At 68.6% G+C, this 13,576-nt stretch carries 14 protein-coding genes; 11 read left to right on the forward strand and 3 right to left on the reverse strand.

The genetic code is table 11. The features are described 5' to 3' along the window. Nucleotide 1 precedes the first annotated feature (1 nt). Nucleotides 2-1,042 (forward strand): TIGR03857 family LLM class F420-dependent oxidoreductase, encoded by a 1,041-nt coding sequence (locus GPY60_RS01860; RefSeq protein ID WP_156685865.1) that lies wholly within the window; start codon nucleotides 2-4, stop codon nucleotides 1,040-1,042. Nucleotides 1,043-1,118: 76 nt separating this feature from the next. On the opposite strand, the gene GPY60_RS01865 is transcribed toward GPY60_RS01860, so the two are convergent. Then, on the reverse strand, nucleotides 1,119-2,615 hold the full coding sequence (locus tag GPY60_RS01865; protein WP_156685866.1) for an acyl-CoA carboxylase subunit beta: 1,497 nt from the start codon (nucleotides 2,613-2,615) through the stop codon (nucleotides 1,119-1,121). 44 nt (nucleotides 2,616-2,659) lie between these two features. Between GPY60_RS01865 and GPY60_RS01870 the strand changes: the two genes are divergently transcribed. The 6 genes from GPY60_RS01870 (at nucleotide 2,660) to GPY60_RS01895 (ending at nucleotide 7,431) form a co-directional block, all read left to right on the forward strand. Next, nucleotides 2,660-3,682 (forward strand): LLM class F420-dependent oxidoreductase, encoded by a 1,023-nt coding sequence (locus tag GPY60_RS01870; RefSeq protein WP_156685867.1) that lies wholly within the window; start codon nucleotides 2,660-2,662, stop codon nucleotides 3,680-3,682. After that, nucleotides 3,679-4,914 (forward strand): cytochrome P450, encoded by a 1,236-nt coding sequence (locus tag GPY60_RS01875; RefSeq protein ID WP_156685868.1) that lies wholly within the window; start codon nucleotides 3,679-3,681, stop codon nucleotides 4,912-4,914. The genes GPY60_RS01870 and GPY60_RS01875 overlap by 4 nt, the downstream gene beginning before the upstream one ends. A gap of 34 nt (nucleotides 4,915-4,948) precedes the next feature. Next, nucleotides 4,949-5,776 carry an SDR family NAD(P)-dependent oxidoreductase gene (locus GPY60_RS01880; RefSeq protein WP_156685869.1) on the forward strand — a complete coding sequence of 276 codons (828 nt, stop codon included), beginning with the start codon at nucleotides 4,949-4,951 and terminating at the stop codon, nucleotides 5,774-5,776. Nucleotides 5,777-5,904: 128 nt separating this feature from the next. After that, nucleotides 5,905-6,153 (forward strand): dsRBD fold-containing protein, encoded by a 249-nt coding sequence (locus tag GPY60_RS26510; protein WP_197283504.1) that lies wholly within the window; start codon nucleotides 5,905-5,907, stop codon nucleotides 6,151-6,153. A 58-nt stretch (nucleotides 6,154-6,211) separates the two neighbouring features. Further along, on the forward strand, nucleotides 6,212-6,652 hold the full coding sequence (locus tag GPY60_RS01890; RefSeq protein WP_197283505.1) for a VOC family protein: 441 nt from the start codon (nucleotides 6,212-6,214) through the stop codon (nucleotides 6,650-6,652). Then, entirely contained in the window at nucleotides 6,649-7,431 is a 783-nt protein-coding gene (locus GPY60_RS01895; protein WP_156685872.1) for an SDR family NAD(P)-dependent oxidoreductase, read from the forward strand. Before GPY60_RS01890 ends, GPY60_RS01895 begins: the two co-directional genes overlap by 4 nt. Here GPY60_RS01895 and GPY60_RS01900 read toward each other — a convergent pair. Beyond that, nucleotides 7,428-8,585: a Zn-dependent alcohol dehydrogenase gene (locus GPY60_RS01900; protein WP_156685873.1), complete on the reverse strand. Its 1,158-nt coding sequence runs from the start codon at nucleotides 8,583-8,585 to the stop codon at nucleotides 7,428-7,430. The genes GPY60_RS01895 and GPY60_RS01900 overlap by 4 nt on opposite strands. A gap of 13 nt (nucleotides 8,586-8,598) precedes the next feature. After that, nucleotides 8,599-9,825 (reverse strand): cytochrome P450, encoded by a 1,227-nt coding sequence (locus tag GPY60_RS01905; protein WP_156685874.1) that lies wholly within the window; start codon nucleotides 9,823-9,825, stop codon nucleotides 8,599-8,601. 150 nt (nucleotides 9,826-9,975) lie between these two features. On the opposite strand from GPY60_RS01905, the gene GPY60_RS01910 reads away from it, so the two are divergent. The 4 genes from GPY60_RS01910 to GPY60_RS01925 are packed head-to-tail and all read left to right on the forward strand — an operon-like array spanning nucleotide 9,976 to nucleotide 13,512. Beyond that, a complete protein-coding gene (locus tag GPY60_RS01910) occupies nucleotides 9,976-10,335 on the forward strand; it encodes a Rieske (2Fe-2S) protein (protein WP_156685875.1) in 360 nt (119 codons plus the stop codon). Beyond that, nucleotides 10,332-11,381 carry an amidohydrolase family protein gene (locus GPY60_RS01915; RefSeq protein WP_156685876.1) on the forward strand — a complete coding sequence of 350 codons (1,050 nt, stop codon included), beginning with the start codon at nucleotides 10,332-10,334 and terminating at the stop codon, nucleotides 11,379-11,381. The genes GPY60_RS01910 and GPY60_RS01915 overlap by 4 nt, the downstream gene beginning before the upstream one ends. After that, the gene (locus GPY60_RS01920) at nucleotides 11,378-12,559 is read left to right on the forward strand and encodes an amidohydrolase family protein (protein ID WP_156685877.1); all 1,182 of its coding nucleotides are present in this window, start codon (nucleotides 11,378-11,380) and stop codon (nucleotides 12,557-12,559) included. The genes GPY60_RS01915 and GPY60_RS01920 overlap by 4 nt, the downstream gene beginning before the upstream one ends. Next, nucleotides 12,556-13,512: an alpha/beta hydrolase gene (locus tag GPY60_RS01925; protein WP_156685878.1), complete on the forward strand. Its 957-nt coding sequence runs from the start codon at nucleotides 12,556-12,558 to the stop codon at nucleotides 13,510-13,512. Before GPY60_RS01920 ends, GPY60_RS01925 begins: the two co-directional genes overlap by 4 nt. Nucleotides 13,513-13,576 lie beyond the last annotated feature (64 nt).

A 13,576-nucleotide genomic window follows, 5' to 3' on the forward strand; every position in this document is an offset into this window, starting at 1 on the left:
GTTGACCGAGCGCACCCTCGACGAATTGGGCTACTACCTGCTGGCCGGGGCGGGCGGCGACGGACCGGCGACGTTGATGGACGAGGCCCGGCGCGGCGAGGAGTTGGGCTTCGGCACCGCGTTCATCTCCGAGCGCTGGAACGTCAAGGAAGCGTCGTCGCTCACCGGGGCCGCGTGCGCGGTCACCAGCCGCATGCAGATCGCTACGGCCGCAACGAACCACAACACGCGTCACCCGCTGATCACCGCGTCGTGGGCCACGACCATGCACCGGCTCTCTCGCGGGCGGTTCACGCTGGGCATCGGGCGCGGCATCGCCGCCATCTACGGGGCCTTCGGCATACCCGCGGTCACCACGGCGCAGATGGAGGACTGGGCACGCGTGATGCGGCGCCTGTGGCGCGGCGAGGCGATCTTCAATCACGACGGCCCGATGGGCAAGTACCCGATCCTGTTCCTCGACCCGGACTTCGACGAGGACATCCGGTTGGCGCTGGTCGCCTTCGGCCCGAACACCCTCGCCCTGGGCGGCCGCGTGTTCGACGACGTCATCCTGCACACCTACTTCACCCCGGACACCCTGCGGCGCTGCGTCGAAACCGTGAAGACGGCGGCCGAGAGGGCCGGCCGCGACCCCGACAGCGTGCGGGTGTGGTCGTGCTTCGCCACGGTCGGTGACCATCTGCCGGAACCGTTGCGGCTGAAGAAGACCGTCGCGCGCCTGGCCACCTACCTGCAGGGCTACGGCGACCTCATGGTCCGGACGAATGACTGGGATCCCGCTGTGCTGCAACGGTTTCGGGAGGATCCGGTGGTGACGTCCATCGCGGGTGGCATCGACCACAAGGCCACCGCCGAGCAGATCGAGCACATCGCGACACTGATCCCGGACGAATGGCTCGAGCCCTCGGCGACCGGTTCGGCGCGCCAGTGCGCCGACCGCATCCGCAGGGAGTTCGACTACGGCGCCGACTCGGTGATCATGCACGGCGCCACGCCCGACGAGCTCGAGCCGGTCGTCGCGGCCTACCGCGCCGGCTAGCCACCCGCGAGCGTGCGCAAACGTACACGCTCGACCGGCGTGTCGCGTGCAAACACGCACGCTCGCCGAGGAGACGTCACGGCATGATCACGGTGCGGGCCACCGGCTCGGCGGCGGCCTGACGGCTGGACAGGCCCCGCTGCAGGGCGGCGAGCAGCGCGTCGCGCGTCTCCCGGGGATCGATGAGCTCGTCGAATCCCATGTGTTCGGCCGACCGATAGGACGCCTGCAACTCCGCGTCGCGCAGCTTGGCCGACAGGTCCTCGCCCGCGTGCGACGCGCGGCTCAGGGCCGCGGCGCTCATCGCGCCCATGGTGGCGCCCGGATAGGCGAAGGTGGCCACCTGGTGGTCGAAACCCAGCAGCGACATGACCATCGAGCCGAACCCGTAGGCCTTCCGCAGGGTCAGGTGCAGCTTCAGGGTGGTGGCCGCGGTCTGCGCCGCGAACATTCGGGCGCCGGCGCGCAGCACCCCGCTGCGCTCGGATCGGCTGCCGGGCAACATGCCCGGGTTGTCGGCGAGGAAGACGATCGGCAGGTGAAACGAGTCGGCGACCATGATGAAGTGGGCCGCCTTGTCGGCCGCGTCGGCGTCGATCGAGCCGGCCAGCACCTGGGGCTGGTTGGCGACCACGGCCACCGGATGACCGCCGAGATGGGCCAGCGCACAAATGATCGCCCTGCCGAAGCGCGGTTGCACCTCGAACCAGTCGGGGCCGTCGAACACCACGTCGAGCACGGCGCGCATGTCGTAGACGCGACGGTTGTCGCGCGAGACGATGTCGAGCAATTCGGGCGTGGGTCGCGGCGCCGCCGTCTCGGAGAGAGGCAGCGCCGGGGGATACGACCACGCGCTCGGCGGGAAGTAGGACAGGTAGCGCCGGACGTCGTCGAGCACCGCTTCGTCGTCCTCGCCCACGTTGTGGATCACCCCGCTGGGCAGCGCGACGTCCGGGCCGCCGAGGTCTTCCTTCGAAATATCCTCTCCCGTGGACTCTTTCACGACCGGCGGCCCGGCGGTGAAGATCGCGCCCTGGGCGCTCATGATGCGGAAGTCGCAGACGGGCGCCACCAGCGCGCCGTGCCCGGCCGAGGGGCCGAGCACCGCGGCCACCGTCGGGACCCGGCCGGAGCACTGCGTCTGGGCGAGCAGGTCCGTCGGGCTGCGCCCGTAATGCCCACCGGTGGGGCGAAAACCGGCGCCCTCCAGCAGCATCACCAACGGAATCTTGTCCCGCAGCGCCAATTCGGCGAGCCGGTAGCGCTTGGAGTTGCCGCCCGGCCCGATGCTTCCGGCCATGGTGGTGAAGTCCTCGGCGCCGAGCATCACCGGCGACCCGTTGATCTTCCCCGAGCCGACCACCAGCCCGTCGGCCGCGACGTCGCCGCCCACGAGGGTGCCGAACTCGCGGAAGGTGCCCGGGTCGAGCAGGCGCTCGATCCGCTCGCGGGCGTCGAGCTTGCCCTTGCCGCGGTGCTTGTCGAGGCGCTCCGGGCCGCCCATGCCGCGCGCGTGCCGGCGGCGACGGTCGAGATCGTCGAGCGTCTCACCCCAGTCCTGCGCTCTGGCCATGCCTTAGGGTCACATACTGGATTGCTTACTGTAAAGTTGCCCGCATGGGTAGCGCCCCCCGCCTCAAGCTGGACGGGGGCATCCCCAATCGCCTCGCCGACGCGGCCGACGCGGCCGGTGACCTGGAAAGCCAGGGGTATGACGGCGGGTGGACGGCCGAGACCAGTCACGACCCCTTCCTGCCGCTGCTGCTGGCCGCCGAGCACACGTCGCGCCTCGAGATCGGCACCAACATCGCGGTGGCGTTCGCGCGCAACCCGATGATCGTCGCCAACATCGGTTGGGACCTGCAGGCGTACTCCAATGGCCGGTTCATCCTCGGCCTGGGCACCCAGATCCAGCCCCACATCGAGAAGCGGTTCAGCATGCCGTGGAGCCACCCGGCGCGCCGGATGCGCGAATTCGTCGCCGCCCTCCACGCGATCTGGTCGGCCTGGTCCGACGGGACGAAACTCCGTTTTGAGGGCGACTTCTACACCCACAAAATCATGACCCCGATGTTCACCCCCGAGTCGCATCCGCATCCGCCGCCGAAGGTGTTCATCGCGGCGGTGGGGGAGGCTATGACCGAAATGTGCGGCGAGGTGGCCGACGGCCACCTCGGCCACCCGATGGTCTCGAAGCGCTACCTCGAGGAGGTGACGCTGCCCGCGCTGGCGCGGGGCATGCAGCGCACCGGGCGGTCGCGCGCTGACTTCCAGGTGTCGGCCGAGGTGATGGTCGCGACGGGCGAGACCGATGCCGAACTGGCGGCCGCCACGGCCGCCGTGCGCAAGCAGATCGCGTTTTACGGGTCTACGCCGGCGTATCGCCGGGTCCTCGAGGTGCATGGCTGGGGCGACCTGCAGCCCGAACTGCACCGCCTGTCCCTTCAGGGCGAGTGGGACGCGATGGGGGCGCTCGTCGACGACGAGATGCTGGCAGCGTTCGCGGTCGTAGGTCCGGTTGGCACCGTGGCGGACGGCCTGCGCAGTCGCTGCGATGGCTTGGTCGACCGGGTGCTGCCGATCTTCTACACCGCTTCGCGCTCGTGTGTTGCCGCCGCACTCAAGGGGTTTCGGGAATGAGCGCACCCACCACGGACGGGGCCGCCAACCTGCTGGCCGACCCGCTCGCCTACACCGACGATCGGCGCCTGCACGAGGCCCTGACCCACCTGCGTGCCGCGGCGCCGGTGTCGTGGGTGGACGTCCCCAACTATCGGCCGTTCTGGGCGATCACCAAGCACGCCGACATCATGGACATCGAACGCGACAACGCGTTGTTCACCAACTGGCCGCGCCCGGTGCTGACGACGGCGGAGGGCGACGAGATGCAGGCCGCGGCGGGCGTCCGCACCCTGATCCACATGGACGACCCTCAGCACCGCGTCGTGCGCGCGATCGGGTCGGACTGGTTCCGGCCAAAGGCCATGCGCGCGTTGAAGCTTCGGGTCGACGAACTGGCCAGAAACTACGTCGACACGATGGCGGCGGCCGGCCCCGAGTGCGACTTCGTCCAGCAGGTCGCGGTCAATTACCCCCTCTACGTGATCATGTCGCTGCTCGGCCTGCCGGAGGCCGACTTCCCGCGCATGCTCAAGCTCACCCAGGAGCTGTTCGGAAGCGACGACGCCGAATTCAAGCGCGGCACCACCAACTCCGACCAGCTGCCGGCGCTGCTCGACATGTTCGCGTACTTCAACGCGGTGACCGCGTCGCGTCGCGAGCATCCCACCGACGACCTCGCATCCGCGATCGCCAACGCCCGCGTCGACGGCGAACCGCTGTCCGACATCGACACGGTGTCCTACTACCTCATCGTCGCCACCGCGGGTCACGACACCACGAGCGCAACGATCTCCGGTGGACTGCAGGCGCTGACGGAGAATCCGGAGCAGCTCGCACGGCTGCGCGACGACCCCCGGCTGACGCCCCTGGCCACCGAGGAGATGATCCGCTGGGTCACGCCGGTCAAGGCGTTCATGCGCACCGCCGCCCGGGACACCGCGATTCGCGGGGTGCCCATCGCGGCGGGCGAATCGGTGTTGCTGTCCTACGCTTCGGGCAATCGCGACGAGGACGTCTTCGACCGGCCGTTCAGCTTCGACGTCGCGCGCGACCCCAACAAGCACCTGGCCTTCGGCTACGGCGTGCACTTCTGCATGGGCGCGGCCCTGGCCCGCATGGAGGTGAGCAGCTTCTTCGCCGAGTTGCTGCCGCGGCTGGAATCCATCGAGCTGACCGGCGATCCGGAGCTCGTGGCGACCACTTTCGTGGGCGGCCTCAAACACCTGCCGGTTCGCTATTCACTGAAGTGACCGGCCCGAATACACTCCCCGGTGGAGGACTGCAATGACGCAGAAGACGATCGTGATCACCGGCGCGAGCGACGGCATCGGCGCCGCGGCGGCGCGCCGGTTGAGCCGCGGCGGGCAGCGCGTCGTGGTGGTCGGCCGGTCGGAGAGCAAGACCAGGGCGGTGGCCGCGGAGCTCGACGCCGACTACTTCGTCGCCGACTTCGCCGACCTCGCCCAGGTGCGGGCCCTCGCCGACAAGATCCGCTCGGAGTACCCGAGGATCGACGTCTTGGCCAACAACGCCGGCGGGATGTGCCGGGAGGTCAGCTTCACCCCCGACGGATACGAAAAGACCTATCAGGTCAACTTTTTGGCGCCCTTCCTGCTGACGACGCATCTGCTGGACGTGCTCGTCGATTCCCGCGCCGCGGTGGTGAACACCACCAGCTCGTCGCAGCGGCTGATACCCCGGGTGACCGTCGCCGACTTCGAGGACACGGCGCGGCGCCGGCCCAGCGTCGCGTATGCGCTGACGAAGCTGGCGATCGTGCTCTTCACGCGCGAACTGCATCGCCGGTACCACGGCCAGGGGCTCTCGGCGGCAACGTTTCACCCCGGATACGTCAACTCCAATTTCGGCGACGCCTCCGGCTCGCGGGTGCTGCTGTTCATGAAGAACCGCGTGCCGATCACCGCCCGTTTCACCGCGAGCGCCGACGAGGGTGCCGACCAGCTGGTGTGGCTGGCGTCGACCGCGCCGGGCGTCGAGTGGACGTCGGGGGAGTACTACTCCAAGGGGAGGATCGCCAGGGCGAACCGCGCGGCCTACCGTCCCGAGCTTGCCCGCGCGCTATGGGATCGCACCGCGAACAAGGTTGGTTGACGCCGGGCGTACCGGGAGAGGTGGCCATCGGCAGGGCGGCGGGGACCAAAGGCCCTAGGAAGGCCGTGCCGGCCGCAGAACCATTGCAAGTAACACTGTCCCGCAGCATGATTCGAAAGACGTGGCGCATGCACCAGAACACTCGCACGATCCCCTTCGCGCGCCCGAGGGTCACCGTGGCGATCGACGAGCGCGACGGACGCACGTACGCCACCGCCGAGTTGCGCTGGAGCGGTGAGCATGTCGCCGGGACCGGCGTCGCGTACCAACACCCCTCCGATTGCCTGACCCGCAGAACCGGTCAGGAGAGGGCGACGGCGCGCGCGCTGTCGGACCTCGCCGGGCGACTGACCGCGCTGGGGCGGATCAACGCCTGACGCCATTCCGCACGGCCGCCGGGCTCGCACTAAAGCACGGGGACTAACATTGCAACTCGTGCTAGGTGTTCACCATTCGGCGATCTGCACGAGCGACGTCGAGCGATCGCTGCGGTTCTGGCGCGACGGCCTCGGCCTCAGCCAGTTGTTCGATCATCACTTCACCGGTGACTGGCCCGAGCTGTTCGGCGCGCGCACCGACCGGTTGCGCTCGGTCTTCCTGGGCGACCCGCAGACGCCGGACGCCGGGATCGTCGAGCTGGTCGAGTTGCCGGGCGCGGCCGATGCGCCGCCCGCGCCGGCCGAACCCCGGCACGGATTCTTCTTGCTGTCGCTGCAGCGCGATGTCGACGAAACGCTCTCGGCGCTGCAGAGTTTGGGCTTCACCGATGGTGTCCGCCGCATCAGCGTGGCGGCCCCGAACGGAAAGGCGGTCGCGATGGCGGTCATCACCGCGCCAGACGGGGTGCTGGTCGAGCTGATCGGTCCGGCCCGATGACGGCTCTGGTGACCGGCGGCGCCTCCGGCATCGGGCGCGAGGTCGTCGGACTGCTGCGCGACGCCGGGCATGACGTCGTCGTCTGGGACCTCGCGGACGCCGACATCGTCTGCGACGTCAGCGATCCCGACGCGGTGTCGGCGGCCATGGAACAGACCGTGCGCGAGCACGGGGTGCCGACACGAGTGGTGACCTCCGCCGCGATCGGGTCGTCGGGAACGTCGGGGCTCATCCTCAAACAGGCGCCCGCGGATTGGCAGCGGGTGCTCAACATCAACCTCACCGGCACGTGGCTGACCCTGCGCGCGGCCGCGCAGGCGATGGTGGACGCCGAGGTGGAGGGGTCGATCGTCGCCGTCTCCAGCATCAGCGGCACGGTGGCCGACCGCGACATGGGCGCCTACTGCGTGTCCAAGGCCGGCGTCGACATGCTCGTCAAGGTCGCCGCGGCCGAGTGGGGCACCTACGGCATCCGCGTCAACGCCGTGGGTCCGGGCGTGACGCTGACGCCGATGCTGCCGGATCCGGGGGTATGGCCCGGGTGGGTGGACGGCATCGCCAAGCGGACAGCGCTCGGTCGAGTCGGCGAGGCCATCGACGTGGCCGGCGCCATTGTCGGTGTGCTCGAACTGCCCTGGGTGACCGGGCAGGTGGTGCACGCGGACGGCGGCCTGGCCCTGCACAGCCCGATCGACGCGTACGGACAGCTGGAGAAGCTGATGCGTCTGAAACGGCTGCGAGAATTGAAGGATCAGAAGGAAAAGGCCAACAACGCCTAGCTGATTCCGAAATCGATGATGCCCCTGACGATCTTGCCGTCGAGAAGGTCGGCGTACGCCTGATTGACGTCGTCGAGGCGGTAACGCTTGGTGATCATCTCGTCGAGGAGCAGTTGCCCGGTCTGATACAGCCGCGCCAGGCGGGCGATGTCCGCCTTGGGGTTACAGGAGCCGAAGATCGTTCCCGCCAGGGTCTTGTTCATCAGGATGAAGTCCTGCAGGTCGATCTTCACCGACCGGGTCAGCTGCGACGTCATGCCGGTCAGCACGCAGGTGCCACCCTTGCGCGTCAGCTTCACGGCGTCGCGGACGTCCTCGGCGGTGATCAACGAGGGGGAGACCACGACGGCGTCGGCCATCACGCCGTAGGTGAGGTCCCGCACCAATTCGTGCGCCTCGGCGGCGCTGGCCGCGCTGTGGGTCGCGCCGAACTGCAGCGCCGACTTCTGCTTGAACTCGACCGGGTCGACCGCGACGATGTGGGCGGCGCCGTTGATCCGGGCGCCCTGGATCGCGCCCGTCCCGATCCCGCCCACGCCGACGACCACGACGGTGTCACCGCCGCGCACGCCGGCCCGGTTCGCGGCCGAGCCGTATCCGGTCGGGATCGCGCACGACAGCAGCGCGCTCGGCGCCAGCGGCAGGTGCGGCTCGATCTTCACCAGTGAATTCACCGACACCACAGTGTGTTCGGCGAACGCGCCGACCTTGGCGATGTGACCCAGCGAGCGGCCGTCCGCGGTGTGATGGCGGAACGTCCCGTCGGTGGGCATCCCCGGGACCATCGTGCCGATGCCGACGTCGCAGAGATACTCCATGCCCGTCGCGCACCAGCGGCACTGCCCGCACACCGCGACGAAACACATCACCACGTGGTCACCTACGGCGAAATCGGTGACCCCGTCGCCCACCTCGCGCACGATCCCGGAGCCCTCGTGACCGCCGATGGTCGGGAACATCGTCGGGAGGCCCATGGACCGCATCACCTCGTTGGGCGCCGACATGTCGCCCTTGAGGATGTGGTCGTCGGAGTGGCACAGTCCGGCGGCGGCCATCTCGACGAGGACCTCGCCGGCGCGGGGCGGGTCGAGCTCGAACTCTTCAACCGACCACGGCCCGCCGACGTCGTGCAGGATCGCGGCCCGGCTTTTCATGCGGCCCAGCGTTTCATGCGGCCGGCGAGAAGGACACCGGAAGCTTGTTGGGGGACCGGAAAGTGAGCCCGACGATCCTCGGGTCCACGCCGGTGCCGTCGTCCGGCAGCAGGGCCAGGTCGGTGACGCGGTCCAGCAGGCTGTTGAGCATGACGCGCGTCTCCAGCCGGGCCAGGTGCATGCCGAGGCACATGTGGATGCCGCCGGCGAACGCGATGTGGGCGTGCCGCGGCCGGGTGATGTCGAACGTGTTCGCGTCGGGCCAGCGGGTCTCGTCGCGGTTGGCCGAACCCATGCACATGTCGATCTGCGCGTCGGCCGGGACGGTCTTGCCGCCGATCTCGACCTCTTCCGTGGTGGTACGCATGACCATGGTCAGCGGCGTCTCGTAGCGCAGCCCCTCTTCGATCGCGGCCGGGATGAGCGACCGGTCGCGTTGCACCATCGCCAGCTGCTCGGGGTGGGTAAGCAACAGATACAACAGGTTTCCCGAGGATCGATAGGTCGTTTCCAGGCCCGCGGGCAGCAGCAAACGCAGGAAGGCGATGATCGCGTCGTCGCTGAGCTTCTGGCCGTCGATCTCGGCGGCGACGAGATCACCGATGATGTCGTCGGTGAGCTTGCTGCGCCGCTGTTCGACTTGGTCGAGGAAGTAGCCGTGCAGCTCTGCAGCCGCGGTGAGGCCGGCCATGATGTCGGTCTGGATGGAGATCAGGTCCATCGACAAGCGCCGGAACAGGTCGAGATCCTCGGGGGGAAGTCCGAGCAGCGTCGAGATGATCCGGGTGGGAAATTCGAACGTCAGCGCCTTGACCAGGTCGGCCTGGCCGTCGTTCTTGATCTCGTCGATCAGCTGGTCGCACACCGGCCCGATGACCGACGGCTCCCAGCGCTCCAGCGCGGTGGCGCGGAACGCCTTGGCCACCAGGCTGCGGTGGTCATGGTGCTCCTTGCCGCCCATCGCGAGGATGGTGTGACCCATGACCAGGCCGATGGTCTTGTCGTAGGCCGCGGACGTGAAGATGCGATCGTCGCGGAAGCCCTGGAACACCGCGTCGTAGCTGAAGAGAACCCATTCGTCGCTCGGCCGCAGCTCCTCGGGCATCTGTTCGGGGTCGCCGAGCCCGCCGTGCCACACCGGGTCGGTGCGCCGCATGTACTCGAAGAACGGGTACGGGCTGGTCTCTCCGGTCAGGTCGAGGGTGACGGGCTGATCGTCGTTGTCGGTGCTGAGCGTCATTCAGCGTTCCTCCTGAGCGGCCGTGGGCGAGTGTGCCGGCCGGATTGTCGCTATCATAGTATAAATAGCAACGAAGCCCAACGGCTTGTGCTGGTTACCGTAACGCGCACAGTATGGAATCGCGTTGTCAAAAGGACGGTGAGTTGCCAGGTGCCCGAGCGGCGATTCGTGTGCAAGATCGACGACCTGCCCCCCGGCCGGATGAAACTGGTCGACGCGGGGAAGTTCGGGGTCGGCGTGTACAACGTGCGCGGGGAGTTCTACGCGATCGTCAACTACTGCTCGCACGAGGGCGCGCCGCTCTGCGAGGGCCTCATCGGCGGCACCAACGAGTCGGCCCCCGACGAGCCGGGCGGGCTGCGCCGCGTGCGCGACGGGCAGATCGTCCGGTGTCCTTGGCACAATTGGGAATTCGACGTCACCACCGGTCAGAACGTCGCCGACCCGCGACGGCGGGTCCGCACCTACCCGGTGGACGTCACCGACGGGCAGGTGTATCTCACAGCATGAGCCCCCACATCATCGACACCAACGTGCAGCCGCACTTCCGCTACAACGCGGAGATCCGGCGCTACCTGCCCGCCGCGCACAAGCTGCGGTCGATTCCGGACGTCGAGCAACAGTGGTACCAGGCACCGGGCGGGGACTACCGCGCAGATCTCTACGGCGAGCACTACCCCGGATCGGACCCCGAGACCGTGGCCCGGCACCTGTTCGAGGAGGCCGGCGTCCACTACGCCATCCTCAACCCGCTGACCCGCGGCAACATCGCCGACTACCTGCTCAACAGCAGGATCTGCGCCGCCGTCAACGACTGGCTACTCGAGCGCTGGCTGGAGCCGGACGCCGCCAACCGCTTTCTGGGCACCATCCGCGTCAACCCGGAGGATCCCAAGGGGGCGGTCGCCGAGATCGAGCGCCTGGCCGGGCATCCCAAGCTGGTGCAGGTCGGCGTCCCGATGCAGTCACGGGAACCGTACGGCAAGCCGATGTTCGAGCCGATCTGGGAAGCCGCGGCCGCGCAAGGACTTCCGGTCGTGGTGCACATCAATGGCGGCAACGGCGTCGACTATGCGCCCACCTTCGCCGGTCATGCGCACACCTACCCCGGATACGCCGCGTTCATGCCCCTTAACTACTTCGTGCACCTGGCCACGCTCATCGTGGAGGGCGTGTTCGGCCGCCTGCCCGGCCTGAAATTCGTGTTCGCCGACGGCGGCTACGACATCCTGACGCCGTTGATGTGGCGGCTGGACACCTTCTGGTTGTCGATGCGCGACCAGACGCCCTGGGTCGACCGCTATCCGAGCGAATACCTGCCCGGCCACGTGCGGTTCTGCTCGTCGGCGTTCGACGGGCCGACGGAGGTGGAGAAGATGCAACGTTGGATGGACTTCTCGGACAAGGCGGACCTCGTGATGTACGGGTCGGGCTACCCGCACTGGTCCACCGCCGCGCCGGAGTCCGCCGCGGCGGGGCTCGACGCCGACCAGCGCGAAAAGGTGTTGTGGCGCAACGCCAGTGAACTCTACGGACTGAAGGAGCGTGTCCGATGACCACAATGGAGCGCGTCGACGCACCCAGTCAACCCGACGAGATCGCGGTCAGCATCGTCGATACCGACGTGCACCCGCTGCCGGTCTCGGCGGACGTGCTCAAGTCCTACGCGCCCGCCGAGTGGGTGGACAAGATCTGGCCGACCGGCAACGCCGTCACGCCGGTGCCGCACTTCTATGACACCCCCGACTCGTACAAGACGATGTCATTGCGGCTGGACGCCGCCCCGCCCGGCGGCGGGTTCGCCGGCAGCGACCCGGACTTCGCCGCCAAGCAACTGCTGGTGGACGCCGGTGTCAGCATCGCCTCGCTCGAGCCGATGTGCGACGCGCAACTACCCGAGGCCGAGCACGTCCTGAAGTCCACCTACAACGACTGGCTCGCCGACGTCTGGCTCGACCGGCACAACGCGCACGGCCGCTGGCGCGGGTCGATCAGCGTCAGCGCCCAGACCCCCGAGCGGGCCGCCCGCGAAGTCGAACGCTGGGCGGGTCATCCGTACATGTCACAGGTCCTCATGACCCCGCAGACCCGCGGAATCCCTTTCGGTAACCCGCATTTCGATCCCCTTTACGAGGCCGCCGCCCGGCACGGGCTGCCGATCGCCACCCACCTGATGGGTCAGACGCCGTTCGAACTGATCCCGCTCTACCCGGTCGGCAATCCGGCGCACTGGCACGACTTCTTCGCGTCCTGGCCGCTGCTGTATGTCTCGCACCTGATGAGCCTGGTGTTCGACGGCGCGTTCGACCGGCACCCCGGGCTGCGGGTGGTGTTCGTCGAGGGGGGCTTCACCTGGGCGATGCCGGTGATGTCGCGGATGGACCGCATCTGGGAGGCGCGCCGAGGCGACCTGCCGCACGTGCGCCGTCGTCCATCGGACTATGTGCGCGAACACGTCCGGTTCACCACCCAGCCGCTCGAGGACGCCGACACCGTCCGGTTCCGCGAGTACCTCGAGATGATGGACCTCGGCGACAACCTGATGTTCTCCACCGACTACCCGCACTGGAGTTACGACTCCCCGGCCTACGCGATCAACCGGTTCCCCGCCAACCAGCGTGAGCGGATCATGCGCGGTAACGCGACCGCCCTCTACGGGCTGCCGGCGACGGTCAAGGCCCTTCCGGGTGAGACGGCCCCCAGCGCGGCGCCCGCGGGGGACGAGGGGGCATGACGCCAGGGAATCACCAACGGCCGCAAGGGCTCAACCGCATCGATCCGGTGCTTCGGGAGGCGGCGACCGAACTGGGCGTCGTCGAGTTCCGCGCGGAGACCCTGCCCGCCGAGCGGGAACGCGCCGGGATCCGGGCCGCGAGGCGCGCCGCGGCGGCCGACACGGCCGGCGTCACCGTCGAATCGCGATCGATCGCCGGTCCCGGGGGTCCCCTCGGGATACGCCTGTACCGCGGGTCGGTTCCCGCACCGGCGCCGGTCCTCGTGTACGCCCACGGCGGCGGTTTCGTGACCGGAAACCTCGACACCGATCATGCGCAGTGCGTGGAGTTGGCGCGCGAGGGCGGCTGCCTGGTGGTGTCGGTCGACTACCGGCTCGCTCCCGAACACCCGTGTCCGGCGGCGCTCGGCGACGTCGAGGCGGCATTCTGCTATGCCGTCGACAACGCCGCCGAGCTGGCCGCGGACGCCGGACGCGTCGCGGTCATGGGGAGGGATGCCGGCGCTGCGCTGGTCGCCGGTCTGGCCCAGCGCATGTTCGATGCGGAAGGGCCGCCGATCCTCGTGCAGCTGCTACACCAGCCGATGCTCGATTCCGATGCCACGCCGTCGCGACGCGAATTCCAGCGCACACCCGGCCTCAACGGGCCCGCCGTGAGCCGGGCGTGGGGCCACTACCTGGGCCACGGCAGCGCCGACGGTCAGCACGTCCCCGCGCATCGTGCGAACCTGGAGGGACTGCCGCCGACCTTCATCAGCTGCTCTGAGATCGACCCGTGCCGGGACGAAGCCATCGACTATGCCAACCGGCTGCTGCACGCCTACGTCCACACCGAACTGCACGTGATCGCCGCCACGTTCAACGGCTTTGATTCGCTGGTCCCGGAATGGGTTGTGTCGCGGGAGAATCGGGCGCTGCACGCCCAGACCCTGCGCCGCGTGTTCGCGATGTAGGAACGCGATCGCGACGCTTCCTGGTGGCGACCCGCTTCGCCCGGCTGCATGTTCGGCGACGACC

The sequence above is a fragment of the Mycobacterium sp. Marseille-P9652 genome, assembly GCF_902652685.1.
Lineage (GTDB): Bacteria > Actinomycetota > Actinomycetes > Mycobacteriales > Mycobacteriaceae > Mycobacterium.

What these genes read in the sequence shown, in the direction of transcription:
- GPY60_RS01925 (WP_156685878.1), top strand. Translation starts at nt 12,556, where the DNA reads ATGACGCCAGGGAATCACCAACGGCCGCAAGGGCTCAACCGCATCGAT.
- GPY60_RS01920 (WP_156685877.1), top strand. Translation starts at nt 11,378, where the DNA reads ATGACCACAATGGAGCGCGTCGACGCACCCAGTCAACCCGACGAGATC.
- GPY60_RS01915 (WP_156685876.1), top strand. Translation starts at nt 10,332, where the DNA reads ATGAGCCCCCACATCATCGACACCAACGTGCAGCCGCACTTCCGCTAC.
- GPY60_RS01875 (WP_156685868.1), top strand. Translation starts at nt 3,679, where the DNA reads ATGAGCGCACCCACCACGGACGGGGCCGCCAACCTGCTGGCCGACCCG.
- GPY60_RS01880 (WP_156685869.1), top strand. Translation starts at nt 4,949, where the DNA reads ATGACGCAGAAGACGATCGTGATCACCGGCGCGAGCGACGGCATCGGC.
- GPY60_RS26510 (WP_197283504.1), top strand. Translation starts at nt 5,905, where the DNA reads ATGCACCAGAACACTCGCACGATCCCCTTCGCGCGCCCGAGGGTCACC.
- GPY60_RS01870 (WP_156685867.1), top strand. Translation starts at nt 2,660, where the DNA reads ATGGGTAGCGCCCCCCGCCTCAAGCTGGACGGGGGCATCCCCAATCGC.
- GPY60_RS01895 (WP_156685872.1), top strand. Translation starts at nt 6,649, where the DNA reads ATGACGGCTCTGGTGACCGGCGGCGCCTCCGGCATCGGGCGCGAGGTC.
- GPY60_RS01900 (WP_156685873.1), bottom strand. Translation starts at nt 8,585, where the DNA reads ATGAAAAGCCGGGCCGCGATCCTGCACGACGTCGGCGGGCCGTGGTCG.
- GPY60_RS01865 (WP_156685866.1), bottom strand. Translation starts at nt 2,615, where the DNA reads ATGGCCAGAGCGCAGGACTGGGGTGAGACGCTCGACGATCTCGACCGT.
- GPY60_RS01905 (WP_156685874.1), bottom strand. Translation starts at nt 9,825, where the DNA reads ATGACGCTCAGCACCGACAACGACGATCAGCCCGTCACCCTCGACCTG.